This window comes from Acidovorax sp. GW821-FHT11A03 (assembly GCF_058809075.1).
In genome coordinates this window covers 144,789-166,903 of the sequence record NZ_JBXASG010000001.1, presented here as the reverse complement: position 1 = coordinate 166,903, position 22,115 = coordinate 144,789, and the positions used below count along the sequence as shown (strand labels likewise).

Here is a 22,115-nt window from a genome sequence, read left to right as displayed (position 1 = left end):
GCCCCGCGCCAGATCAAGAAACCTTCGCGGTGCGCCTGCCCGCCTGCGGCCCCGCATCCGGTGCCACGCCCGCCAGCGCGCCCGACCGCGCCAGCGCCTGCGCCAGGAAGGTGACGAAGGTCTGCACCCGCGTGGAAAACTGGTGGCGCTGCGGATAGACCGCATAGACGTCGGCCGCGGGCGTCTGGTACTGCGGCAGCACGGGCTCCAGCAGGCCCTGCGCCAGGTGCCGGTTCACGTCCCACTCCGCCCGCATCACGATGCCGTGGCCCTGCAGCGCCCACAGCACGGCGATCTCGCCGTCATTGGTGGTCAGGTTACCCGTGATCTTGATCGACTCGGTGTGCGCCTTGCTCCCGCGCCCGGTGGTCAGGCGCCACAGGCCGTAGGCCTCGTCACCCTGGCGGATGCCGATGCACCGGTGCTCCATCAGGTCGCGCGGCACGCGCGGCCTGCCGTGGCGGTCCAGGTACGCCGGGGCCGCGCACAACACGCGCCGGTTGGGCGCGATGCGCCGCGCGATCACGCGGCCGTCGGGCGGCTCGCCAAAACGCACGCACACGTCGTAGGCGTCGTCGGTGATCGGCGGCGGGTGCACCGACAGCTGCAGCTGCACGTCCACCTCGGGGTACAGCCGCACGAAGTCGGAGATGGCCGGCGCGATGTGCATGCGCCCGAAGCCCAGCGTGGCGTTCACGCGCAGCAGGCCCTTGGGGCTGGCCCGGGACTGCACGATGAGTTCATCGAGCGCATCGATCTCGCGCAGGATGCGGCGCGCGTGCTCCAGCAGCAGTTCGCCCTCGGGCGTGAGGCTCATGCGCCGCGTGGAGCGGTTCACCAGCACCACGCCCAGGCGCCGCTCCATCTGCGCCAGGTGCTTGCTCACGGCGGCGGTGGACACGCCCATTTCGCGCCCCGCCGCGCTCAGGCTGGGGCTGGCGGCCAGGGTGGAGAAAAAGCCCAGTTCGGCGGGCTGGATGGTGCTGGAGCTCATGCATCCATGTTAACCCAGGGTTAACGATGGATTCACTTTCAGGGCATTTCCTGTGCGCACGGCGGCCTAAAGTCCAGCCATCCACCACCGTTCTTTGTACACCCCATGACCACCTACCAAATCGCCACCATTCCCGGAGACGGCATCGGCAAGGAAGTGATTCCCGCAGGCCAGCGCGTGCTGGAAGCCCTGTCCGCCCAGCACCCCGGCCTGCAGTTCGCGTTCGAGAATTTCGGCTGGGGCGGCGACTGGTACCGCGCCCACGGCGCGATGATGCCGGCCGATGGCCTGGACGCCCTGCGCGGCAAGGACGCCATCCTGTTCGGTTCGGCCGGCGACCCGGACATCCCCGACCACATCACGCTGTGGGGCCTGCGCCTGAAGATCTGCCAGGGGTTCGACCAGTACGCCAACGTGCGGCCCACGCGCATCCTGCCGGGCATCGACGCGCCGCTCAAGCGCTGCACACCCCAGGACCTGGACTGGGTCATCGTGCGCGAAAACTCCGAGGGCGAATACTCCGGCGTGGGCGGCCGCGTGCACCAGGGCCACCCCATCGAGGCCGCCACCGATGTCTCCATCATGACCCGCGTGGGCGTGGAGCGCATCCTGCGCTTTGCCTTCCGCCTGGCCCGATCGCGCCCCCGCAAGCAACTCACCGTCATCACCAAGAGCAACGCGCAGCGCCATGCCATGGTGATGTGGGACGAGATCGCCGCGCAGGTGGCTACCGAGTTCCCCGATGTGCAATGGGACAAGGAACTGGTGGACGCCGCCACGGCCCGCATGGTCAACCGCCCCGCCACGCTGGACACCATCGTCGCGACCAACCTGCACGCCGACATCCTCTCGGACCTGGCCGCGGCGCTGGCCGGCAGCCTGGGCATCGCGCCCACCGGCAACATCGACCCCGAGCGCCGCTACCCCAGCATGTTCGAGCCCATCCACGGCTCGGCGTTCGACATCATGGGCAAGGGCCTGGCCAACCCCATCGGCACCTTCTGGTCGGTGGTGATGCTGCTGGAGCACCTGGGCGAGGCCGAGGCGGCCCGCGCCGTGATGCAGGCCATCGAGCAGGTCACCGCCAACCCCGCCCTGCACACCCGCGATCTGGGCGGCACGGCCACCACGGCGCAGGTGACCGATGCCGTGTGCGCGCTCATCAGCAGCGCACCGGCCGCGCGCAAAGCCGCCTGACCGCACTTGCCCCCGGCGGGCAGAACAACAAGGCCACAAAGGCCATGCACCCGCCGCACAACCACCCTTTCGGAGACAAACCATGCGCCGCCCTACCCCCCATCCCACCTGCATCGCCCAGCCGCTGCGCCGCCCCTACCTGATGGCCCTGGCGGCGGTCGCCGCAGCCGCCTGCCTGCTGCCCGGCACAAAGGCCCACGCGCAGGGCCCGGCCTGGCCCGCCAAGCCCGTCACCATCGTCGTGCCGTTCGCGGCCGGGGGCACCACCGACGTGCTGGCGCGCGCACTGGGCGAAAAGCTGGGCGTGGCACTGGGCCAGCCGGTCATCGTGGAAAACCGGGGCGGCGCGGGCGCCACCATTGGCGCCGACTACGTGGCCAAGGCACCTGCCGACGGCCACACGCTGCTGATGGGCGCGGTGCACCACACCATCGCCACCAGCGTGTACAAGAAGCTCGGCTACGACTTCCAGAAGAGCTTCGCGCCCATCACCACCGTCGCACTGGTGCCCAACGTGCTCGCCGTGGCCGCCGCCACGCCCGCCAGGGACGTGAAGGAACTCGTGGCCCTGGTGAAGGCCGCGCCCGACAAGTTCTCGTACGGATCCAACGGCGCGGGCACCGCGCAGCACCTGATCGGCACGCAGTTCGCCACGGCCATCGGCCAGCCGCTGCTGCACGTGCCCTACAAGGGCAGCGGGCCATTGACCACCGACCTGCTGGGCGGCCAGGTATCGATGTCGTTCGACACCGTGACGCCCGTGCTGCCGCACATCAAGGCCGGCAAGCTGCGCGCGCTGGCCGTGACCACGGCCAGGCGGTCGTCCGCGCTGCCCGACGTGCCCACCCTGCAGGAGAGCGGCTTCGCGGGCTTCGACATCGGCACCTGGTTCGGCGTGCTCGCGCCCGTGCGCACGCCGCCCGAGGTCGTGGAACGGCTCAACGCCGAAATGGTCAAGGTGATCCAGTCGGCCGACTTCAGGAAGCGCATGCTGGACATCGGCGCCGAGCCCGTCGGCAACACCCCGGCGCAGATGGCCCAACAGATCGCCAGCGACACGGCGCGTTTTGCCAGGCTGGTGGCGGACCACCGGATCTCTGCGGAATGAAGCATCCGGCGGCGGGCACAGCCCCGCACCAAACTTGCAGCAAAAGCAGCCGCAAGCGCTTTACCATCAAGCGCCAATAGCTATCAATTAGATAGCAATCAACAGGCGACTGGTGCCTGGGGTCAGCGGTGGCTGAGCCTGCGCACCGCCCAGTCGCCCAGGCTCTGCACGGCCTGTACGAAGAAGATCAGCACCAGCACCACGGCCAGCATGATCTCGGGCAGGAAGCGCTGGTAGCCGTAGCGGATGCCCAGGTCGCCCAGGCCGCCGCCGCCGATGGCGCCGGCCATGGCCGAGTAGCCCGTGAGGCTCACGAAGGTGATGGTCAGGCCCGCCACGATGCCGGGCAGCGCCTCGGGCAGCAGCACCTTCCACACGATCTGGCTGGTGGTCGCGCCCATGGCCTGGGCGGCTTCCACGAGGCCGTGGTCCACCTCGCGCAGCGCGGCCTCCACCAGGCGCGCCACGAACGGGGCGGCGGCGATGGTCAGCGGCACCACGGCCGCGGCCGTGCCGATGGACGAGCCGGTGATGAAGCGCGTGAACGGGATGATGGCCACGAGCAGGATGATGAAGGGCGTGGAGCGCACGGCGTTGACCAGCCAGCCCACGAGCTTGTTGACGGGCCCGTTTTCGAGCACGCTGCCCTGGTCGGTGAGGCGCAGGAACACGCCCAGCGGCACGCCCAGCAGGCCGCCGACCAGGCCGGAGATGCCGACCATGACCAGCGTTTCCCACAGCGACGATGCGAAGAGGTCCAGCATGGCCGGGGTGAAGTTGTCGAACATGTTTTTTCCCTTCCTCAAGCCGGTACGGCCACTTCTTCGACGGCGACGCCACTGGCGCGCAGGTGCGCCACGGCGCCACGCAGGCGGTCGGCCTCGCCGCTGGCATAGACGGCCAGCGAGCCGAAGGTCTCGTCCTGGATCTCGTCCACCTGGCCGTGCAGGATGCTCATGTCCACGCCGAACTGGCGGATGAGCTGCGACAGGATGGGCTGGTACGCGCTGTCACCTGCGTACGACAGGCGCAGCAGCTGGCCCGTGCGGTCCGGTGCCGTGGCAGCGAGCTGAACTGCGAGCGTGCGCACATGGCCGAGCACGCTGGCGGGCAGCTCCTGCGGCAGGATCTCGTCGATCAGGCTCTTGGTGATGGGTTGCTGCGGGCGCGTGAAGACATCCAGCACGCGGCCCTGCTCCACGATGCGGCCGGCCTCGATCACGGCCACGCGGTCGGCCACCTGCTTGATGACCTGCATCTGGTGGGTGATGAGCACCACCGTGAGACCCAGCTCCCGGTTCACCTGGCGCAGCAGGTCGAGGATGGAGCGCGTGGTCTCCGGGTCCAGTGCGGACGTGGCTTCGTCGCTCAGCAGAACCTTGGGCCGGCTGGCCAGCGCACGCGCAATGCCCACGCGCTGCTTCTGGCCGCCACTGATCTGCGCCGGGTAGCGTTGGGCCAGGGCCGACAGGCCCACCAGCTCCAGCAGCGGGTTCACGCGCTCGCGGATGGCGGCCTTGTCCATGCCCGCCAGTTCCAGCGGCAGGGCCGCGTTGTCGAACACCGTGCGCGAGGACAGCAGGTTGAAATGCTGGAAGACCATGCCGATCTCGCGGCGGGCATCGCGCAGCTGGGCATCGCCCAGCTGGGTCAGGTCGCGGCCATTGACGATGACCTGGCCCGTGGTGGGGCGGTTGAGCAGGTTGATGACGCGCACCAGCGAGCTCTTGCCCGCACCGCTCTTGCCGATGATGCCGAACACTTCGCCCGGCGTGATGTGAAGGTCGATGCCCTTGAGAGCCTCGACCGGGCCTTGTGAGCCCTGGTAGGTTTGGGTGATACCCCGTAAGTCGATCATGAAAAAGCAGTGGCGCGTCACAGGACATGCCGATGGTCCGTGGCGCGCGGTGAGGAATGGGATGCGGGACTGTATCGGCGAATCGTAAGTTCACAAACGATTGAAAAATCGGGTGATTAGATCCACAGGTTATGAAGACCGTGATAGGTCCACCTTCATCACTCCTAATTGCATAGCATCTGGCGCAATACCATCCAGCGCGATTCGCCAATTTTCCTGCTTTTTCATGAAGGCTTGAAAACGATCTCCCAAGAACGATTCTATACTTCAACTTTTGTTGTAATATCGAATCATGCAAGAACCCGACGTCATCCGATCCCTCGCCGCCCTGGCCCAGGAAGTGCGCCTGCGCGTGTTCCGCGCGCTGGTGGTGGCCGGCCAGGACGGGCTCACGCCCGGGGCGCTGTCCGAACAGCTGGGCATTGCGCCCAACACGCTGTCGTTCCACCTCAAGGAGCTGACCCACGCGGGCCTGGTGAGCCAGGAGCGCCAGGGCCGCAACCTGATCTACCGCGCATCGTTTGCCACCATGAACGAGCTGCTGGCCTACCTGACCGAGAACTGCTGCCAGGGCGCCGCCTGCCTGCCCGGCACCGCCACCGCCGCCTGCGATTGCTGACCCACAACCCACGCCACGGCCCACGGCCGAAAGGAAGCCACCATGAAGCGATTCCACGTCCACCTGCATGTCGATGACCTCGCCAAGAGCATCGCGTTCTATTCCCGGCTGTTCGCGGCCGGCCCCGCGCGCGTGGAGGCCGACTACGCCAAATGGATGCTCGAAGACCCGCGCGTGAACTTCGCCATCTCCACCCGCGGCGACAAGCCCGGCGTGGACCACCTGGGTTTCCAGGTGGACGAGGCCGGCGAACTGGCCGAGCTGAAGGCGCGCGCCCACGGCGCCGACATGGCCCTGCTGGACGAAGGCACCACCACCTGCTGCTATGCCCGCAGCGACAAGCACTGGATCACCGACCCCCAGGGCGTGGCGTGGGAACACTTCCACACGCTGGGCAACATTCCCGTGTTCAACGAAGCCGCGGCCCAGCCCGCCCAGGCCGCCTGCTGCCCCACCGGCGCGCCCTCAATCCCCGAGCCGGGCCAGGCCGCCTGCTGCGGCCCCACGGCCACCAACCCCAACAAGTGCTGCTGACCCGAACGGGACCCACGCCGACGACCCCTGCCCGCGAACTGCCCGCGCACTGACATCCCCATGCACCCCAAAAACCCTTCACAGTCCGCCCCGGCCGCCGGCATGGCGGTGTTCGAGCGCTACCTCACCGTGTGGGTGCTGCTGTGCATCGTGGCGGGCATTGCGCTCGGCCAATGGCTGCCGGGCGCGGCCCGCGCGGTGGGCGCGCTGGAGGTGGCGCGTGTCAACCTGCCGGTGGGCCTGCTCATCTGGGTGATGATCATCCCCATGCTGCTGAAGGTGGACTTCGGCGCGCTGGCCGGGGTGCGCCAGCACCTGCGGGGCATTGGCGTGACGCTGTTCGTCAACTGGCTGGTCAAGCCGTTTTCGATGGCCCTGCTGGGCTGGCTGTTCATCCGCCACTGGTTTGCCCCCTGGCTGCCCGCCGAGCAGATCGACAGCTACATCGCCGGGCTGATCCTGCTGGCGGCCGCGCCCTGCACGGCCATGGTGTTCGTGTGGAGCCGGCTCACGGGCGGAGACCCGCTGTTCACGCTGTCGCAGGTGGCGCTCAACGACAGCATCATGGTCGTGGCGTTCGCGCCGCTGGTGGGCTTTTTGCTGGGCCTGTCGGCCATTGCCGTGCCGTGGGACACGCTGCTTGCCTCGGTGGTGCTGTACATCCTGATCCCGGTGGCGATCGCGCAGTGGCTGCGCAGGCGGCTTCTGCGCCGGGGCGAAGCGGCCTTCCAGGCGGCCATGGCGCGCACCGGCCCGTGGTCCATCGCCGCGCTGCTGGCCACCCTCGTGCTGCTGTTCGCGTTCCAGGGCGAGGCCATCCTGCGGCAGCCCCTGGTGATCGCCCTGCTGGCCGTGCCGATCTTGATCCAGGTGCTGTTCAACTCCGCGCTGGCCTACGGCCTGAACCGCGCCGTGGGCGAAAAACACAGCATCGCCTGCCCGTCGGCGCTGATCGGCGCATCCAACTTCTTCGAGCTGGCCGTGGCCGCCGCCATCAGCCTGTTCGGACTGCACTCGGGCGCGGCGCTGGCCACCGTGGTGGGTGTCCTGGTCGAAGTGCCGGTGATGCTGCTGGTGGTGCACGCCGTCAACCGCAGCAAGGGCTGGTATGAAGCCGGTATCTGACGGCCCGCGCGCGGCAGGCCGCCCCGGCGATGGCCCTCAGGCGTCTCGCGGACCGTGTCCCATCACCGCGTTGACCTTGCCCACCAGGGTCTGGGCATCAAAGGGCTTGACCAGCAGCTCCATCTGCGCGCCGAGGAACTGCGGCGTCATGGCCGCCTGCTCGGCATAGCCCGTCATCAGGATGACCTTGATGGACGGAAACTTCTCGCGCGCATAGTCGGCCACCTGGCGGCCGTTGGGGCCGGGCAGGCCCACGTCGGACACCAGCAGGTCAAAGTGCACCGCCCCCGAGAGCAGGGCCATGGCGGCGCTGCCGGTGGCGGCCTCCATCACGTGGAAACCCATGTCGCGCAGCAGTTCCACGGCCAGCGTGCGCACCGTGTCGTCGTCTTCCACCACCAGGGTGGAATCGGGTCGGCGCGCGCTGGAGAGATTGGCCACCGGCTCGGGCAGCTCGGCGATCGCCTCGTGCTGCGACCGCATGAAATACAGCGCCACGCTGGTGCCCAGCCCCACGGCGCTGTCCAGCACCGCAAGGCCGCCGGACTGGCGCATGAAGCCGTAGATCATCGACAGCCCCAGCCCCGTGCCCTGCCCCAGCGGCTTGGTGGTGAAGAACGGATCGAAGGCGCGCGCGATCACATCGCCCGTCATGCCGGTGCCCGTGTCCCGCACCGTCACGCGCACGTAGTCGCCCGGCTCCAGCCCCGGCGTGGCCTGCGCGGTGGCGGCGTCGGCATGCACGTTGTCGGCCGCGATGTACAGCGCACCGCCGCCCGGCATGGCATCGCGCGCATTGATCGCCAGGTTGACCACCGCGCTCTCAAACTGGTGGGCATCGGTCAGCGCGGGCCACAGGTCCTGCGGCAGGTGCAGCTGCAGCGCGATGTTCTCGCCGCACGTCGTCTTGAGCATGGACTCCAGCCCGCCCAGCGAGGACACCAGGTCCACGGGCCGGGAATCCAGCGGCTGGCGGCGCGAGAACGCCAGCAGGCGCTGCGTGAGCGACGCCGCCCGCTTGGCCGCCGCCAGGCCCGACTCGATGTAGCGCCCCACCTCGTCATGGCGCCCCTGGGCAATGCGCTGCCGGATGAGCTGCAGCGGCAGCACGATGCCCTGCAGCATGTTGTTGAAGTCGTGGGCGATGCCGCCGGTGAGCTGGCCCACGGCCTCCATCTTCTGGCTCTGGCGCAAAAGCTCCTCGGCGTTGCTGAGCGCCTCCTTGCGCAGGTGCTCCTCGGTGGTGTCGCGGCCCACGGCCTGGATGAAGCCCTCGCTGGGCACGGCGGTCCAGGCGATCCACCGCTCGCCGCCGTCGCGATGGCGGTAGCGCGCGGTGATCTGGCGGCGCGTGGGCTCGGTGGCCAGCAGGGCCATTTCGTCCTGCACCTGCGCCATGTCGTGCCCATGGGCGAAGGCCGCCAGCGGATGGCCCACGGTCTCGGCCTCCGACCAGCCCAGCGTCGCGGTCCAGGCGGGATTCACGGCGGTGATGGTGCCGTCCAGGCGGGCCACCAGCAGCACGTCGTCCGAGAGCTGCCACAGCCGGTTGCGGTCGGCCGTGCGCTGCGCCACCTGCTGCTCCAGCGACGCCGCCACATCGCGCCACTGGCGCAGCGCGTTGAACTTGCTGGTGGTCTCGATCACGGTGTCCAGCATGCCCACCACCGCGCCGTGCTCGTCGCGCACCGGGCTGTAGCAGAACGTGAAATAGGCCTGCTCGGGGTGGCCGTAGCGGTTCACCTCCAGCGGGAAATCCTCGATGAACGTGGCTTCGCCGGCATAGGCGCGCTCGGCGATGGGACCGATGGTGGGCCAGGCCTCGCTCCACACATCCTTGAACGAGCGCCCGAGCGCCTCGGGCTTGTTGCCCAGTATCAGGCGGAACGCATCGTTGTAGATGGTGGTGAACTGCGCCCCCCAGACCAGGCATGACGGAAAGCGCGACGCGAGCAGGGCCTCGACGCAGTAGCGCAGCGTGGCGGGCCATGCCTGCATGGGCCCCAGCGCGCTGCCCGCCCAGTCGTAGCGGCGCACCTTCTCGCTCATGGCGCCCTCGGCGCGGGGAAATGGCAGCACGGTGGCGGGCGGGGAATCGTTCATGGTGGATGGGGCGCGGCAGCAGCAGGGGCTGGCGCCCAGGCACAAAGTGCATGCAGTCTACAGGCGAAGCGCCACCGCTTCGCGAACCCCGGCACCCTCAGGCGCCCGCGACGGCGCCGCGCCGCTGCACCCGGCGCGACACCAGGAAACCCAGCACGAAGATCCCCAGCGCCGCCACCGAGAACACGGGCGGCAGCCACCCCCGGTCCACGCTGAACGCCACGGCGAGCACCCCGAGGGACTGGCCCAGGAACAGCAGGCACGCAAACAGCGTGACCGCCGTGCCGCGCGCCTGCGGCGCCATCTGCGTGGCCTGCACCTGCAGCGTGTTGTGCAGCATGTAGAAACCGATGCCCGCCAGGAAACACCCGAGCACCGCCCACGCCACCCACGGCGCCCAGGCCAGCAGCAGCAGGCCGCTGGCGATCAGGGAGGCCCCGGCAAGCGCCAGCCCCTGTTCGCCGAGCGCGGCCAGCCACCGGCGGGCGAACATGCTGTAGAGGAGCCCGCCCACGCCATAGAGCACCATCGCGCCGCCAGCCGCCGAGGCCGACAGGCCGAAACCGTCGACCAGGCGCGCGGGCACGAAGGCCAGCGTGCCAAAGGCCAGCGCCCCCTCGATGGACACCACCGCGAGCACCCAGCGCACGCGCGGCATGCGCAGCAGGTTCCGGGTGCTGGCCAGGTAGGCCGCCAGCGAGAACCCGGCCCCCGGCTCCTGCGCGCCCGCGGGGTGCGCCGCTGCGGCCCCGCCGGCCCGCAGGCGGCGCAGCAGCAGCACCGCCGCCGTCATGAACAGCACCGAGAGCACGGCGAACGCGCCACGCCAGCCCAGGGTTTCGGTGGCAAAGCCGCCAAACCACTGGCCGGCCATCATCCCCGTGACGGTGGCCACCATGAGGCGCGCCAGCGTCTCCTGCCGCTGCCCATAGTCCACCTCGTCACCGATCCAGGCCATGGACAGCGGAATGATCCCCGCCGCCGCCGCCCCCATGGCCGCACGCGCGACCACCAGCACGGTGAAGCTGGGCGCCAGCGCGGTGGCCGCGCTGAACACCGCGCAGGCCGACGTGGCGCCAATGATCACCTGCAGCTTGCCCAGCCGGTCCCCCAGCGGTCCGTAGACGAGTTGCAGCACGCCATAGGCCACCGCGAAGGCCGCCACCACGGCGGAGGCATCGCCCGTGGTGACATGGAACTCATGGGACAGGGACACCAGCATGGGGTCGCACACGCGCATGGACGCCATGCTGCAGAAAGCTGCCAGGCTGATGAGCCGCAGCATCGTCGAAGAAGAGGTCATATGACCCGATTGTGGGGCGGCGCGCGCCACGGTGCAGGCACGCCGGCCAATGGCCCGCAAACCGCCGCGCGGCCCTTCGCCGCCGGCCGCCCGGTGGTTCGGACGAATTCACCGGCCAGCAGCGGCCCGCGCGGCATCCGCGCCCAGGGGGCGCCGGACTTGCCCGACAGACATGCCTGCGCGGGCCTCAGCCCTTGGCCAGGTTGAAGCTGGTGTCGAAGGTGCCCCGCACATCCAGCCGCTGCTTGATCAGGCCGGCCGCCAGGTAGAAGTCGGCCGTCTTCTGCTGGTCCGCCAGCACCTGGGCGTCGATGTCCTGCCAGCGCGTGGCGCGGCGCTCGAACTGCAGTTGCGCGGCGTCGGCCGGGATGCCGACGATGCGGGCGAGCGACTGGCCGAACGGCTTGGCGTTCTGGTAGGACCACACCTGGGCGCGCGCCACGCGCTCCTTGAAGTCCTGCAGCACCGCGCGCTTTTCGGCCAGCGCCGCGTCGGTGGCGGCCAGGAAGGACAGGCCCGTCCAGAACCCCCGGCCGCTGACCAGCACGCGCGCATGGCCGCTGGTCTCGGCCAGCGCGGTGTAGGGCTCCCACGTGGCCCAGGCGTCCACCGAACCCTGCGTGAGCGCGAGCTTGGCGTCGGGCGGCGGAATGAAGCGCAACTGCACGTCGTCGGCCTTGAGCCCGGCGGATTCGAGCACCTTGAGCGTGACGAAGTGGCCGATGGAGCCGCGGTTGGTGGCGATGCTCTTGCCCTTGAGGTCTGCCGCCGTCTTGAGCGGCGAGTGGGGCGCCACCAGCACGGCGGTGCCGTACGCGTCCGACCGGCTGGCCGCAAAGGCCTTGACCCGGCTGCCCGCCGCCAGGGTGAACAGCAGCGGCGCATCGCCGATGGGCCCGAAATCCACGGCGTTGGCGTTGAGCGCCTCGGCCAGTGGCGCTGCGGCCGGGAACTCGCTCCACTTGATGTCGTAGGGAAGGTTCTTCAGTTCGCCCGCAGCGTCGAGCAGCGCCTGCAGCCCGCCCTTCTGGTCGCCCGCACGCAGCAACACGCGCTGCTGGGCATGGGTGAGCACGGGCGAGAGGAACGAACTGGCGGCAACGGAAGCGGTCAGCAGATGGTGGAATTGGCGGCGCAGCATGGTGGTGGAGTGAAAGGGGGTTGGCACTGTCGAAGGGACTCTGGCTGCCATTGCATCACCCGTCCCGCGCTCCACCAACGAAGCCTTGCGACCATCCATATGCGGTTTTCGCATGCCGGGCACTGGCCGCTTGCAGGCACCCTGCCCCGCCCTTGCTGCAGCTGCAACGACCCAGCGCACCCCTGGGGTCAGTAGCCCCGCGCCCCGTCCACCACGTCTTCCAGCGGCTCCCCCGCCACATGGCGCGCCAGATTGGCCACGAACTTGTGGGCCGTCAGCTGCGCTGCGCCCTGCGCCGCCCATGACACATGGGGCGTGATCCGCACGCGCGGGTGGCTGTACAGCGGGTGGCCGTCGGGCAGCGGCTCGGGGTCGGTCACGTCCAGCGTGGCGCCGGACAGGCGCCCGCTGTCCAGCCCATGCAGCAGCGCCTGCGGGTCCACCAGCGCACCGCGTGCAATGTTCACCAGGTGCAGCCCGGACCTGGCGTGCGCCAGGGTGGCGGCGTTGATGAGGTGGTAGGTCTGCGCGGTGATCGGCAGGGCCAGCACCAGGTGGTCCGAGGCCGCGAGCAGCTTCTCGATGGAGGGGGCGGTGCGCACACCATCGTCGCCCGGAACCTCCGCCCCGCCCCGGCGCAACACCGTCACCTGCATTCCGAATGCCCGCGCCAGCCGCGCCACCTCGCGCCCGATGGCGCCGTAGCCCGCGATGCCCAGCGCCCGCCCCTGCAGCGTGCCGGGCAGTTGCTGGTCCACCCGCGCAAAGGTCTCGCGCCACGGGCCGGCGCCCGACACCTGCAGCATGTCCCATGTGCGCTGGTGCGTCAGCAGCGCGGTCATCACGTATTCGGCAATGGGCACGGCCGCCACGCCCCGCGAGCAGGTCACCTGCGGCACCTGCAGCAGCCAGGGCGGAAAGAAGTCGATGCCGGCCGACGCCACCTGCACCCATTTCAACCGCCCGGGCCAGCCTGCGGGTGCGGTGGCCGGCGCATGGCGCCAGCCGTTGCGGGGGCCGGTGAAGAGGATGTCCACGTCTGCGGCGCGATCCCAGGCGGGCACGTCGGTGTCGTCGCCCGCCAGCACCACGGGCAGGCCCGCGACCTCCAGCAGCGCATCGGCCTCGGGGCCTGCCTGGTTCAGAACGATCCAGCGGTCGGCAGCTGCGTTGGCAACAACGTCGTCACCTGCATCGACAGTGTCTCTGCGAGGGTCGTGCGCAGCCAGCACCGCGCTCATGCGGCCCCCACGGCCAGCGCCCGGCGGCCCGCTGCGACGTAGGCGCTGTCGTCCTGTGGCGTGTGCACGCGGCCGCACAGCACGTCGCGCAGGTGGCGCTCCAGCGGGTTCTTGCGGGCCAGGCCGTGGTTGCTGGTCAGCTCCAGCGCGGCCTGCACGGCCTCGATGGCGTTGCGCGTGGTCAGGGCCTTCACCAGGCCGCTGTCCACGGTGGGCACCAGCGTGCCGGCATCGAGGTCGTGGGCCAGGCTGGCGATCAGGCGGTCGTTGGTGAGCAGCAGGCCTTCGATGCGGCCCACGGCCTCTTGCGCGCGGGGCAAGGTCGCCAGCGGCGCGCCCAGGCTGGCGGGCACGCGCTCGCGCAGGAACTGCACCAGCCAGTCGCGCGCGGCGCGTGCCACGCCGGTGTACAGCGCGGCCAGCATCACCGTCATCTCGGCCTGCATGGCGGGCTCGCCGCGCGCCCAGTCCTGCGGCAGACGCAGGTCCAGCGCGTGCGCGTGGGGTATCAGCACATCATGCAGGTGCACATCGTGGCTGCCGCTGGCGCGCAGGCCCAGGTGGTCCCAGGTCTCCGCGATGCGAATACCGGGCAGCCCCGCCCGCACCAGGAAGGCGCCCGTGCGCGGCGTGGCCTCGTCCGTGCGGGCCCACACCACGTACCAGCGCAGGATGGGCGCGCCGGTGGAATACACCTTGTGCCCGCTGATACGCCAGCCCTCGGCCGTGTGCCGCGCCACCGTGGCCGGCAGGCCGCCGCGCGCGGGCGATCCCAGCTCGGGCTCCACGCGCAGTGCGTTGATCAGCGACACCTCATGCACCGACTCATTCACCAGTTGCTGCGCCAGCGCCGGCGGCCAGGGCGAGCCGGGGCGGCCCATGCCGCGCTGCTGGATGTACTGCATGGTCAGCACCAGCGCCGTGGCCGGGCAGCCCTGGCCGATGGCGCCGACCACCTCGGCCAGCTGCGCGGCCGACGCGCCCTGCCCGCCCAGCGACCGCGGCGCGGCCAGGGCCAGCAGGCCGGACTGCTGCAGCTCGGCGAAGTTGGCGTGCGGAAAGCTCCCGTCTCGGTCGTGCGCCGCGGCGCGCGCACCGAACTCCGCCGCCAGCGCGCGTGCGGCCTGCCCCCAGGTCAGTGGCGCATTCACTGCAGCACCTCGGGCTGGTCGCGCACGATGATGTCGAACAGGCTCTTGAACGCGAACTGCGCACCGCCCGGCCCGCCGATCTGCGCATGCGTGCGCAGCGCGATCTCGTGCGGGATGGGCTTGGGGGTGCCGGCGGCTTCGGCCAGCAGCTGGGCCTGGCAGGCGTTCTCCAGGGCGATGTACCACCACGCGGCAGCCTCCACCGACGGGCCCGCCGTCAGGATGCCGTGGTTCTGCAGGATCACCGCCTTTTGCGCGCCCAGGGCTTCGCCGATGCGAAAACCCTCATCGGTCTCCAGCACCACGCCGGTGAAGTCGTCGAACAGCGCGTGGTCTTCATAGAAGATGCACGAGTCCTGCGTGAGCGCATCGAGCTTGCGGCCCAGCGACGACCAGGCCTTGCCGTAGGTCGAATGCGTGTGCGCTGCGGCCACGATGTCGGGCCGCGTCTCGTGCAGCGCGGCGTGGATGGCGAATGCCGCGCGGTTCAGCGGGCCCTGGCCCACCACGATCTCGCCGGCAGCGTTCACGAGCAGCAGGTCGGACACCTTGATCTGCGAGAAATGCACGCCGAGCGGGTTCACCCAGAAGTGGTCAGTCCACTCCGGGTCGCGCGCGGTGATGTGGCCGGCCAGCCCGTAGTTGAAGCCCTGCTGCGCAAACAGCCGGAAGGCCACGGCCAGCGTCTCCTGCCGGTGGCGGCGCTCGGCCTCGACCGTGGGGCGGGCCGCCGGGGCGTCGAACCAGTCCTTGCGCCGGGGCTGGGCGTTGGGGACAAGAGTGTGAATGGCAGGAGTGGGTGTGAGGACTGCAGACATGGGCAATGGCTTTCGGAAGCGGAGAGGGTTGGCAAAAGCAAGAGGCGGAAGAACGCAGCCACCTTAGAAGTCCCCTCCTGCTTCGCCAACGAAGAAATCCGCGTGACCACATGCGGTTTTTGCATGCCCCACAGGAACGTTGTCCAACTCTATCGCCAGCGTAGCGCCAGAGCCCTTTCGTTCTGCGGTGGACCAGCCTTGCTGGGCAATGGACTGCGATTGCCAATGGTGGCGCCCAGGCGCGATGCCACGGGGGATGGGCGGCGCGGTTATGCCCCACACGCGCCAACTCTTTCGATGAGCGCCGACTTACACGGATTGGGCGCTCTGACGTCAGGCTCCCGCCGCGTACCAAGGCCGTGCTTCGGACATCTGTGACTGGAGGGCGCCGGGATGGATGTGCGCACGGAACCGCTTAGCGCAGTCCCACCCATCCGGCGAACGAAAACCCGTGGAAATCCGGAGCGATTCAGCTGGCGGGTCAAAATGGCTCGACCTGAGCCCGTCAATCAAGCATGTCCATGGCCGCGTTCGCCTCTCATCCTCTCCTGAATGATCACAGCGCGGCAACAGCGGCACGCTTGATAGGGTCGGGGCACGGACAACGCCCCCTACTGAAAAATCCGGCGAGAAGGCCTTCACACAACCGTCGCGCCGTGCGAATCTGCGGCCTCGGACGGGCGGCGAAGCGAAGTGCATACTGTTTCGACCGCGCGAAAAAACTCTCTTCTCCACGTTGTCAACGCTTCACCAACCTTCTCTTTTCATCATCAGTTATCAGACCATGATCGATTTTTCAAAAATTAGGGAATGTCGCATGAACACTCAGCCTTTTAGATGGGCTGAAATATCGAATCTCTATTCACAGGCAGATTGCGCTGCGCTTTCCGAAACCTATCCTCACGATCACTTCCGGACCATTGAGGCTTATGGAGGAGAGAAAGATTACCGGTATGACGCCCGTTCTCTGATTCCAATGGGCGAGCAAACCATATCGCATGCCGAATTCCTGAGTCTTCCATGGCAGCAACTGGCAAAAGACCTGCTTTCCACTGAATACCGGATGGCGATGTCGTCAATCACCGGCCTTGACTTGACTAGCCTTCCGATGGAGGCGCATGTGTACCACTATGGCCGTGGCGGGCTTCTCGGCCCCCATCGCGATCTTCCTGAAAAAATGGTTACCCATGTCTTTTATTTCAACCACAAGTGGCACCCCACGGACGGAGGTTGCCTCGCCATCCTCAATTCTTCCGATGCAAAAGACATTGCCGCCTTGGTGAATCCGGTCATCGGGAATTCAGCCACCTTTGTGAGGTCAGACAATTCCTGGCATGAGGTGACACGGGTTTCAGAGCGAGCCAGCCAATCCCGGCGGAGCGTGACTGTGACGTTTTATCAGCCTGGATCCGTCAGTTCAATGTGGCCCGCAGGCGTGGAGATGGAATTGCACGACTACGCAGCTTGACCTGCTTTCTCGCTCAATGCACAGTCATCTCTGGTTTCGCTAGTTTTCAATGAAGCATTGAAGACAATCACCGGGACGCGGTTTTAACGCCAAGTTCGCAACCATTGGCAATACATGACCAGGCAGTCATTTTTTTATCTCGTCAATCTATTTATTCCCTGGACACACAGGGAACTTATCTTCTCATTAATTCAAAGAGAAATCCATTCCCGCTATCGAGGTTCTACTATTGGATTGATTTGGTCAATAATCAATCCTGCATTTACCCTTGCCGTCTACACGCTCGTATTCACAAAGGTATTTACAGTTCGCTGGCCTGGGGGGAAGGAATCACCCATCGAATTTGCATTGCTTATTTTTATTGGCATGACAGTTTTCAATCTATTCTCGGAGTGCGTGCTCCGCGCACCAGCATTGATTGTCACCAATACAAACTACGTCAAGAAAATAAAATTCCCCCTTGAAGCCCTGCCCTGGATAAGCTTGGGTGTGGGCATTTTTCACATGCTTGTCAGTTCTGCCGTATGGTTGGCCTTCTATGGATTGACGATGGGAGCACCACCTGCGTCCTGCATTATTTTTCCGGTCATTTTACTTCCTCTATTCCTCTGCATACTCGGGCTCTCCTGGATCCTCAGTGCTCTCGGTGTATATTTTCGGGATATCAATCATATTATTTCAGCGCTATTGCTGCCACTCATGTTCTTGACGCCCGTCTTTTACCCGACAAGCGCCCTGCCTCCGGAGTTGCATCAGGCGATGGGAATGAACCCCTTGGCGCAAGTGATTGAAAATGCACGCATGGTAATCTTTTGGGGAGGCATACCAAATTTTATTGAATGGGGAGAATCGGTTATTTTCTCCACTATCTTTGCAATATCGAGCCTCTGCTTATTTCAGAAAAGTCGCGAGGGATTTTCTGATGTCCTCTGAATTCGCCATTGAAGTCGAAAAAATCAGCAAATGCTATCAAATTTATGACAAGCCGCAAGACCGCCTACTGCAAATGCTACCTTTCGCTGGGCAGCAGCGGTTTCGCGAATTTTGGGCACTGAAAGATATCTCATTTCGCGTCCGCAAAGGGGAAGCCCTCGGTATCATTGGCCGAAACGGAAGTGGAAAATCCACCCTTCTTCAACTGATCTGCCATACACTTCGCGCCACGTCGGGGCAGGTTCTGGCTCACGGGAAAATCGCTGCCTTGTTGGAACTGGGTTCAGGGTTCAACCCAGAATTCACCGGCCGTGAAAATGTCTATCTTAATGGAGCACTGCTTGGATTGAAGCGGGCAGAAATAGATGCTCGCTTTGATGAGATAGCCGATTTTGCCAATATCGGGGATTTCATCGATCAGCCAACCAAGACATATTCGAGTGGAATGCTCGTACGCCTGGCATTTTCGGTATCCGTCTGCGTAGAACCCGACATACTGGTCGTCGACGAAGCCCTTGCCGTCGGTGACGCGTCTTTTCAATTCAAATGCCTGGGACGGCTAGAAAAACTGGCAGAAAAAGGGACGACTCTGCTGTTTGTATCTCATGACATGAGCATGGTCAAGAGATTTTGCAACACCGCAATTTATCTCACCGAAGGAATGTTAAAGGCATCTGGAACCCCGGAGATAATATCCGAAATGTATTTGCTGGATATGCGAGATGAACAACGCCGGTGGGCCAGCGGCGGGAAGACATCGGTCGCTAGAAAAAAAGAACTGAACGAAGCCCGCATCGCATTTGGGACAGAAGAAGGTGAAATTATTTCAGCTAGGTTCACCAATACCGAGAGTCACTATTCATCATTTGCCTACGGTGAGACGATTGATATTGCCATCGGGTATAGAGTCAGCAAATCTGTTTTACTGCCGAACATCAGCATTACCATCCAGGAAGCCCGGCTGCTCGTGGTTGGCGGAAAAAACTTCGACCTCCCTTACTCCAATGTGGAAAGCGATTGGCGAGAGGGAACCATTACTTTCCACTTTCCAGCGATCCTGGCGGCCGGTCGATATCACGTCACCATCAAGCTGATGAATGGCCGCACCGAAGAGACCTCGCTGCTGATTGACAAACAAGTAGGTATCTTGAGTTTTGACACAGTAGCTCACGGAAGCAATTCATTTCTTGGTATCGTCGATTTAGGAATCGAAGCAAGCACCCCGGTATCCAATACCCCTGACGAATGAAATTCTGCATCACCCTCATTCCGCTACGGAACCCGCACGACCCCAACCGCAAAATCAGTCGCAAAAAATTGATTTTCCAATAGCGTGTCTTCGATATCAAACAGCATCTGCAGCAGTGCCATTGAGCGTGAGTCAGTTTCTACAAAATTACCTGCGATTCCGTGCAGGGCGAATTGCAAAATGTTGCCCCCACAAGAATTAAATGCATGTTCAACAAAGTAATCAGACAGAACCGCACGGATATCTTGTGATCGAATTGCCTCGGAAGGGTCCACCCTGATCACGTCTGCTGGATCAGGAAGCTGAACCTTCAACTGTACTTTCCCAAAATGTTCCGGCTGAAATGATCGACGATATTCCGGAGGCAACAATCGGAATGCATTTTCAATGACCTCACGCTGGCGTTCTGAGAAAGCGAAGTGGTTCGCCCCAACATACTCATTAAAAAATACCCATCCCCCAGGCTTCAGGGCGACCCGAACCGACTCACAAACCGATTCCAGTTGCTTGATATGATGCAAGGAGCCATTAAACCAGACCGCATCGTAAATACTCTCGCCCAGCGGGGTTTCCTGAACATTCTGTACGTGATAGTTGATATTGGAAGCACCAATCAAATGCGCTTCCTTCCGGGCGATATCAATGGCACCGGATGCGATATCAATTGCGTCGCACTCGGAAAATGCATTCAGCCGAAAAAGGTCGCGCTCCAAGGTACCGCTGCCACAGCCAATGCTCAGCATTCTGGCCGAGGATGTCGAGCGGCGCAGGAATTCGCCCAGACAGTATTCCACCCACCAGCGATGATCTGTTCCCCTACAGGCAAGCCGCTGAAAACGCTGCTGAACAGCCGGTACAGCGAGCCAATAGACTTGGGGTGAAAAAGCATCTGAACTCGCCACATTCTTCGACCAATGGGCGGCAGTAATTTCGTCATCGGATTTCATTCCGTCTCCTGCCGATTGCGGTTGTGCGTGTGTGGCTTCCAAGCGCCCCATTTGCCTTCAAAGTAAGCCTGGTTTCTATCCCAGAGGGCCTGATACTCCCCTGTTTCAATCAATTTCCCAAACGATGCCTGCCCGTAATGATGAACAAAGGAATCTTCCGCGCACACTGTGCGATAGCCGGCAACGTGCATTCTTCGGCTGTAGTCATCATCCTCAAACATCCCAAGACCGAACATCTCATCCAGCGCTCCAATTTCATTGAAAACACCACGCCGCATTGCCACGCAAAACATTGCAAGCATCGAGATGTCGAAATGGCGTCCAGCATGCGCAAGGGTATAGCGAGAAGCAAAGTCATGCATCTGCTCCAGGTTGAGGTAGTTTGTATCTATCTTTGCCTCATTTCCGATTGAATTGGTGACGGGCCCGACCATGCCTATATTCTCGTTCTGCAAGTGCCGAAGCATTGCTTCCAGCCAATCATTGGTGACCACAGTATCATTATTAAGCAATACGATATACTCCCCCTCTGCCAACGCAATTCCCTGATTATTCGCCGCTGCGAAACCTCTGTTGCTATTATTAATAACCACTTTTACCGTTGCGTGCTGGATCTGCATCTGTCGCAACATGTCTTCTGTACCATCAGAAGAAGCATTATCAACAACAATTATCTCATAGTTGGGATAAGTGGTCCGGGAAAATATGCTTTCGATACATTGTTTTGTGAGTTCGACGTTGTTATAGCTCACGATCACAATTGAGCACCTTCCATATAGCGCCTTGATGGCCTCATCGGTCGCAAGGTAGCGATGCCGCCAATCATTCTCTTTGGCCAGAACAATTCTTCGGCTCTTTAAATCCGGGTTACTCTCGGCCAAAGCTGTTTCAATTTTTTCAAGAAAATCCTCAAACTCAGAGGCGAAGTACACATAATCTTGATATATAGCCATTTCCTCAAGTGGCACGCTCACAACAGGCTTCCCCGCGCTCATGAATTCGTAGAATTTCACCGGATCGACCGCATGCGTAACCTTGTTCAACTTGAATGGAATAAGGCATACATCAAAGCCATGGAGATAGCGAGGCATGTCTTCATAAGGCTTTCGACCCGTGAGATGCACGTTGGGCATCCTGTCAAGCCCAGCCATATCTTTGACAAAACAATCGCCGACTAGCACAAAACTCCAATTGGGGCGATTTTCTGCCAAGAAACGCAGCAGGGAGAAATCTATCCAAGGGGCCAAGGCGCCGTAGAATCCAATAACTGGTGTTCCCAAGTGAGCAAGCAAGCCATTTTCCACACATCGGTCTGCAAAAAAATCATAGTCCACCGCATTTCGGACAAGGAGGCATTTTGTATTTTTTTGCATCCATTTTTTTTCCAGAATGGATGCCGTGACCGTTACCAAATCTGCATGTTTAACCAGTATTTCTTCTTCCTCTACAAGTTGCACTCCAATATCTGGAAAATCAGCCCATTCATCCATGCAATCATATTGCACACGCCAGGAACGTGATTTCTGCAGATCAATGGACAACGCCGCCCAGTAAGACAGATGAACAACAACCAAGGCTGCCCTTATTTCCGCATCAAGCGCCAAGCGGGAAAATGACTCGTTCCCAGCCCTTCGATTGGAAGGCGACATTCGCTCCGAATAGAAATCCTCATATTCATTAAATGCAAGACTCACTTCGAATATTTTTTCGGCTACCTGCCTCAACTCATAGGGAGCGCCGCGCGCAGGCATTTTTGAGCGGACAATATAAAATACACGGTGACCATGGCCAGCAAATTGAGACATCATCTGCTGTGGTCTTTGATACCGGGCAGACCACTCGATATTGGCAAAACAAACAATATCAATTTTCCCATTGCATACCTTACCGAGCAGTGGCATGGCTGGTACATGCTGGGATGGAACTCCCTGCAACTGATTGTTTATCGATTCCGCATGCAGCCTTCTTTTAATGCGCCTTGGCAAAAGCATATTGCCAAGCGTACGGGCCAGCGTCGAACGGTCGGCCAGCAGATATATAAGATCGACAAGCAGGTATTTCAGGCTTTTGCGACGCCACTCCAACGTCATCCTCGCGGCGTCAACCTCTTTTTTTAGCCAATCAATGGCAATGTCTCGAGACGCAATTGTCTCCTTGCCGAGGATCAACTCCCGTTCAAGTTGCTGCATAGTCTGCCGCATTGCAGCTATTTCGTCACAGCACGCGCAACCGGGGAAGCATTCGCAGCCCCCATTGCTGGTGGTGCGCACGGAGTTCGCGGAGGAATTTTCCTGCGGCTCTGAATATGTCTTCATGAGAAAATAGT

At 63.6% G+C, this 22,115-nt stretch carries 19 protein-coding genes; 8 read left to right on the top strand and 11 right to left on the bottom strand.

Annotated features, from left to right (window positions below; all coding sequences use genetic code 11):
• Nucleotides 1-13: 13 nt before the first annotated feature.
• Nucleotides 14-994 carry a LysR family transcriptional regulator gene (locus tag AC1RVY_RS00765; protein WP_218294679.1) on the bottom strand — a complete coding sequence of 327 codons (981 nt, stop codon included), beginning with the start codon at nt 992-994 and terminating at the stop codon, nt 14-16.
• A gap of 105 nt (nt 995-1,099) precedes the next feature.
• On the opposite strand from AC1RVY_RS00765, the gene AC1RVY_RS00760 reads away from it, so the two are divergent.
• Together AC1RVY_RS00760 and AC1RVY_RS00755 are read left to right on the top strand one after the other, a co-directional pair.
• Complete coding sequence (locus AC1RVY_RS00760; RefSeq protein WP_218294678.1) at nt 1,100-2,191, top strand: tartrate dehydrogenase; 1,092 nt, start codon at nt 1,100-1,102, stop codon at nt 2,189-2,191.
• A 142-nt stretch (nt 2,192-2,333) separates the two neighbouring features.
• A complete protein-coding gene (locus AC1RVY_RS00755; RefSeq protein WP_492805361.1) occupies nt 2,334-3,299 on the top strand; it encodes a tripartite tricarboxylate transporter substrate binding protein in 966 nt (321 codons plus the stop codon).
• 122 nt (nt 3,300-3,421) lie between these two features.
• Here the strand turns inward: AC1RVY_RS00755 and AC1RVY_RS00750 are convergent, their stop codons facing one another.
• Nucleotides 3,422-4,087 carry a methionine ABC transporter permease gene (locus AC1RVY_RS00750; protein WP_492804888.1) on the bottom strand — a complete coding sequence of 222 codons (666 nt, stop codon included), beginning with the start codon at nt 4,085-4,087 and terminating at the stop codon, nt 3,422-3,424.
• 14 nt (nt 4,088-4,101) lie between these two features.
• Entirely contained in the window at nt 4,102-5,157 is a 1,056-nt protein-coding gene (locus tag AC1RVY_RS00745) for a methionine ABC transporter ATP-binding protein (RefSeq protein WP_218294676.1), read from the bottom strand.
• Nucleotides 5,158-5,449: 292 nt separating this feature from the next.
• Between AC1RVY_RS00745 and AC1RVY_RS00740 the strand changes: the two genes are divergently transcribed.
• The 3 genes from AC1RVY_RS00740 to arsB are packed head-to-tail and all read left to right on the top strand — an operon-like array spanning nt 5,450 to nt 7,435.
• On the top strand, nt 5,450-5,776 hold the full coding sequence (locus AC1RVY_RS00740; RefSeq protein WP_218294675.1) for an ArsR/SmtB family transcription factor: 327 nt from the start codon (nt 5,450-5,452) through the stop codon (nt 5,774-5,776).
• A 42-nt stretch (nt 5,777-5,818) separates the two neighbouring features.
• The gene (locus AC1RVY_RS00735) at nt 5,819-6,310 is read left to right on the top strand and encodes an ArsI/CadI family heavy metal resistance metalloenzyme (RefSeq protein WP_492804885.1); all 492 of its coding nucleotides are present in this window, start codon (nt 5,819-5,821) and stop codon (nt 6,308-6,310) included.
• Nucleotides 6,311-6,370: 60 nt separating this feature from the next.
• Nucleotides 6,371-7,435: an ACR3 family arsenite efflux transporter gene (arsB, locus tag AC1RVY_RS00730; protein WP_218294673.1), complete on the top strand. Its 1,065-nt coding sequence runs from the start codon at nt 6,371-6,373 to the stop codon at nt 7,433-7,435.
• A gap of 36 nt (nt 7,436-7,471) precedes the next feature.
• Here the strand turns inward: arsB and AC1RVY_RS00725 are convergent, their stop codons facing one another.
• The 6 genes from AC1RVY_RS00725 to AC1RVY_RS00700 all read right to left on the bottom strand — a co-directional run bounded on the left by AC1RVY_RS00725 (nt 7,472) and on the right by AC1RVY_RS00700 (nt 15,192).
• On the bottom strand, nt 7,472-9,538 hold the full coding sequence (locus AC1RVY_RS00725; protein ID WP_492804883.1) for a hybrid sensor histidine kinase/response regulator: 2,067 nt from the start codon (nt 9,536-9,538) through the stop codon (nt 7,472-7,474).
• Nucleotides 9,539-9,635: 97 nt separating this feature from the next.
• Entirely contained in the window at nt 9,636-10,841 is a 1,206-nt protein-coding gene (locus tag AC1RVY_RS00720) for an MFS transporter (protein WP_255591468.1), read from the bottom strand.
• A 187-nt stretch (nt 10,842-11,028) separates the two neighbouring features.
• The gene (locus tag AC1RVY_RS00715) at nt 11,029-11,982 is read right to left on the bottom strand and encodes an ABC transporter substrate-binding protein (protein ID WP_492804880.1); all 954 of its coding nucleotides are present in this window, start codon (nt 11,980-11,982) and stop codon (nt 11,029-11,031) included.
• A 188-nt stretch (nt 11,983-12,170) separates the two neighbouring features.
• Nucleotides 12,171-13,223 (bottom strand): NAD(P)-dependent oxidoreductase, encoded by a 1,053-nt coding sequence (locus AC1RVY_RS00710; RefSeq protein ID WP_218341041.1) that lies wholly within the window; start codon nt 13,221-13,223, stop codon nt 12,171-12,173.
• The gene (locus tag AC1RVY_RS00705; protein ID WP_492804878.1) at nt 13,220-14,374 is read right to left on the bottom strand and encodes an acyl-CoA dehydrogenase family protein; all 1,155 of its coding nucleotides are present in this window, start codon (nt 14,372-14,374) and stop codon (nt 13,220-13,222) included. The genes AC1RVY_RS00710 and AC1RVY_RS00705 overlap by 4 nt, the downstream gene beginning before the upstream one ends.
• Nucleotides 14,371-15,192: a class II aldolase/adducin family protein gene (locus AC1RVY_RS00700; protein ID WP_218294668.1), complete on the bottom strand. Its 822-nt coding sequence runs from the start codon at nt 15,190-15,192 to the stop codon at nt 14,371-14,373. The genes AC1RVY_RS00705 and AC1RVY_RS00700 overlap by 4 nt, the downstream gene beginning before the upstream one ends.
• Nucleotides 15,193-16,009: 817 nt before the next feature.
• Here AC1RVY_RS00700 and AC1RVY_RS00695 point away from each other — a divergent pair.
• The 3 genes from AC1RVY_RS00695 to AC1RVY_RS00685 all read left to right on the top strand — a co-directional run bounded on the left by AC1RVY_RS00695 (nt 16,010) and on the right by AC1RVY_RS00685 (nt 18,842).
• Nucleotides 16,010-16,660: a 2OG-Fe(II) oxygenase gene (locus tag AC1RVY_RS00695; protein ID WP_218341038.1), complete on the top strand. Its 651-nt coding sequence runs from the start codon at nt 16,010-16,012 to the stop codon at nt 16,658-16,660.
• Nucleotides 16,661-16,774: 114 nt separating this feature from the next.
• A complete protein-coding gene (locus tag AC1RVY_RS00690; RefSeq protein WP_492804875.1) occupies nt 16,775-17,593 on the top strand; it encodes an ABC transporter permease in 819 nt (272 codons plus the stop codon).
• The gene (locus AC1RVY_RS00685; RefSeq protein WP_492804873.1) at nt 17,583-18,842 is read left to right on the top strand and encodes an ABC transporter ATP-binding protein; all 1,260 of its coding nucleotides are present in this window, start codon (nt 17,583-17,585) and stop codon (nt 18,840-18,842) included. Before AC1RVY_RS00690 ends, AC1RVY_RS00685 begins: the two co-directional genes overlap by 11 nt.
• 23 nt (nt 18,843-18,865) lie before the next feature.
• Here AC1RVY_RS00685 and AC1RVY_RS00680 read toward each other — a convergent pair whose 3' ends face one another.
• Both AC1RVY_RS00680 and AC1RVY_RS00675 read right to left on the bottom strand, forming a co-directional pair.
• Nucleotides 18,866-19,789 (bottom strand): class I SAM-dependent methyltransferase, encoded by a 924-nt coding sequence (locus AC1RVY_RS00680; RefSeq protein ID WP_218294664.1) that lies wholly within the window; start codon nt 19,787-19,789, stop codon nt 18,866-18,868.
• On the bottom strand, nt 19,786-21,978 hold the full coding sequence (locus tag AC1RVY_RS00675) for a glycosyltransferase (RefSeq protein WP_492804871.1): 2,193 nt from the start codon (nt 21,976-21,978) through the stop codon (nt 19,786-19,788). The genes AC1RVY_RS00680 and AC1RVY_RS00675 overlap by 4 nt, the downstream gene beginning before the upstream one ends.
• Nucleotides 21,979-22,115: the final 137 nt, after the last annotated feature.